Source organism: Streptomyces sp. NPDC005195, assembly GCF_040608315.1.
In the GTDB taxonomy this organism is placed as follows: Bacteria; Actinomycetota; Actinomycetes; order Streptomycetales; family Streptomycetaceae; genus Streptomyces; species Streptomyces kaempferi.
On sequence record NZ_JBEXHZ010000240.1, the window covers coordinates 1 to 2,520 of the forward strand.

The 2,520-nt window shown below is 69.5% G+C and carries 2 protein-coding genes and 2 pseudogenes; 2 read left to right on the forward strand and 2 right to left on the reverse strand.

Annotated features, from left to right (window positions below; translation table 11 throughout):
- Window positions 1-345: pseudogene (locus tag ABZV34_RS38490) on the forward strand (IS5/IS1182 family transposase); the annotation flags it as partial.
- An 11-nt stretch (window positions 346-356) separates the two neighbouring features.
- On the opposite strand, the gene ABZV34_RS38495 reads toward ABZV34_RS38490, so the two are convergent.
- Both ABZV34_RS38495 and ABZV34_RS38500 read right to left on the reverse strand, forming a co-directional pair.
- Window positions 357-863, reverse strand: coding sequence for a DinB family protein (locus ABZV34_RS38495; protein ID WP_356287648.1), 507 nt, complete (start codon window positions 861-863; stop codon window positions 357-359).
- Between the two features lie 140 nt (window positions 864-1,003).
- Window positions 1,004-1,507: a hypothetical protein gene (locus ABZV34_RS38500; RefSeq protein WP_356287651.1), complete on the reverse strand. Its 504-nt coding sequence runs from the start codon at window positions 1,505-1,507 to the stop codon at window positions 1,004-1,006.
- Window positions 1,508-1,928: 421 nt separating this feature from the next.
- Between ABZV34_RS38500 and ABZV34_RS38505 the strand changes: the two are divergent.
- Window positions 1,929-2,520, forward strand: a pseudogene (locus ABZV34_RS38505) (hypothetical protein); the annotation flags it as partial.

The following is a 2,520-nucleotide window of genomic DNA, read 5'->3' on the forward strand; positions in this document are numbered from 1 at the left end:
GTGGCGGACGCCCGCGCACGCGGCCCGACCATCTCGGCGGCGACAAGACATCCCACGCGGACAGGCGTACTCCTCCCGTCGCAACCGCCGCTACCTGCGACGACGCCGGATCAAGCACACCATCCCCGAACCGAAGAATCAGCGGGCCGACCGCCCACGAAGGGTCAGCAGGGGGGCCGACCCGCAGGCTTCGACAAGACGATCTACAGGCGAAGGAACGAAGTCCAGCGGACGATCAACGCGTTGAAGAACTCCCGGGCCGTGGCCACGAGGTTCGACGAGCGCGGCTACATCTTCCACGGCACCGTCACCGTCGCGTCGATCCGACTCTGGCTCCGCCCGTGATCTCCGCCGGATCAGTCGCCGGTTGTGCCGTCGAGCATCTCGCGCAGGATGTCCAGGTGGCCGTTGTGGCGGGCCGTCTCCTCGGTGAGGTGGAGGAGGATCCAGCGCAGGTCGACGTGGAGGCCGTTGCGGATGGCTCGCTGGGCCTGCTTGTCCAGGCCGTTCCCGGCGACCAGTTCGCGGTAATGGGCGCTCTGTTCGGCGTATTCGTCGAGCAACTGCGTGAGCGGGAAGTCGACGGCGATACGCATCTCGCGGTCGGGGTCCTCCTCGGTCCAGGGGCCCCGGTCTTCCTCGCCGAGGAAGACCACTTGGAACCAGTAGTACTCGACCCAGCGGAGGTGGTTGATCACCCCGCTCATGGTCATCAGTGGTGAGCCCGGCAGGAGCCCTTTGCGTGCGTTCTCCGTAGAGACGCTCTCGCATTTGGCGCGAGCGGTGTCACGTGCGTAGTCGAGAAACGTGGTGAGCTGGGTGCGCTCGTCCCACGCGGGCGGTGTGTCATCGATTCTGGTCATCTTCACGAAGCGTCCCCGATGACCGTGCCCGATGTCGAGGTATTTATCGACGGACCCAACCCGCTTCACCCAACTCCTTGTCCGGCGGGTCGATACAGCGATTCAGCGCCAGTGGGCCGCCCGCCATGATCCGCAGGACACTAGTCGCCGGCGGACGCGCGGGCGGGTCCGCGGACCGGGAGGCCGCCGCCACGGGCGTCGAGGGTGATGACGGGGACGTGCTGGCCCAGGGTGCGCAGCGCGCGTCCGAACCCCTCCACGGCCTCGGCGTCGTCCGTCTCTCCCGTCACATGGAGGAGGGCGCCGTCGCGTTCCGCCACCGCCTCGGCGAAATCGAGGGCCTGGATCCAGGTCACCCGGGAACGACCGCGGCGCAGCGGACCGTAGACCAGTTCGTGGACGAGACTGCCGTCGACGGCCAGCCGGCCCGGTGCGGCGAGGAGTTCGCGGTACGGCTGGGTGGGGTCCACATGGTGCAGCGGTCCGCGCGCACGCCGGACGAGGAATCCCTGGCGGGCCAGTTCGGCGACCAGGGCGCCCCGGCCGATGCCGTCGGGGCCTTCGACGACGAGGGTCCGGCACTGCGCGAGGGCCTGGCGGAGAGTTTGGTGGAGGGCCTGGTGCGGAGCCTGGTGGAAGGTCATTCCCGCACCTCGGAACAAGGGCCGGTGCGCATGCCGCTCCCTCCAGGAGGACCGATTCACCCAGTGTCGCCGGACAGCCCGCGCGGCGGGAGTGTGCGGGCGGGCTGTCCGGTTGTGCGGACGTAGTGGTGCGGCCCCGGCGGGCACGCCTCAGCGTGGTGACGCACTCGTAGGTCCGCAACAGGCCCGGCCCGCGGTGGGGTTCACGGAGGGGGACCCGGCCTGCCTCGTGGACGGGGCGATGAATACATCGGATCGTCGGTTGCGTGCCGAGCCTGGCGGAGACCATAGTGATCGAGTGACCCGCCGCACAGGCAGCAGCGATGACCGCACAACTGTGTTCTGTCGTAAGAGAATTGACCTTCCGGCAGTTAGGGCGCGGCACCGCAGGAGACCGTGACGCGAGACCTGGAGCGCCACCGTGACCGACGGACGACCGAGCGGCGCGGCCAAGGGCCCCGCCGGGGCCAACGTGGCACTGGCGGCCGCCCTGAAGGACGCGGGCTGCTCCTACGCCTCCCTCGCCCTGCGGGTCAACGAACTGGGCCGCCGCCAGGGCACCGACTCCCACTACGACAAGGCGTCGGTCACCCGCTGGTTACAGGGCCAGCAACCGCGCGGCACCACAACGGGGTTGATCGCGGCCGTACTCTCCGAACGGTGCGGCCGTCCCGTGTCCCCCACGGAACTGGGCTTCCACTCCGATCAGCTGCGCCCCGTCGCGGGCCGGGCGCTCGTCTACGGCGAGGATGTGGCGGAGACCCTGCACACCGTGGCCGAACTGGGATCCACCGACATCTCGCGGCGCAGCCTCCTCGGCCCGGTCCCCTTCGTCGCCTCCGCACTGACCGGCCCTCAGCGCGACTGGCTGCTGTGGCTGTCGGACCAGCGGGAAGGCCTTCGGCCCACACCGGTGGTGGGCGGCGGACCGGTCGAGCAGGTGCACGCGATGATCTCCATGTTCGACCGGATGGACAACCACTACGGCGGCGGCGGGGTACGCACCAGCATCG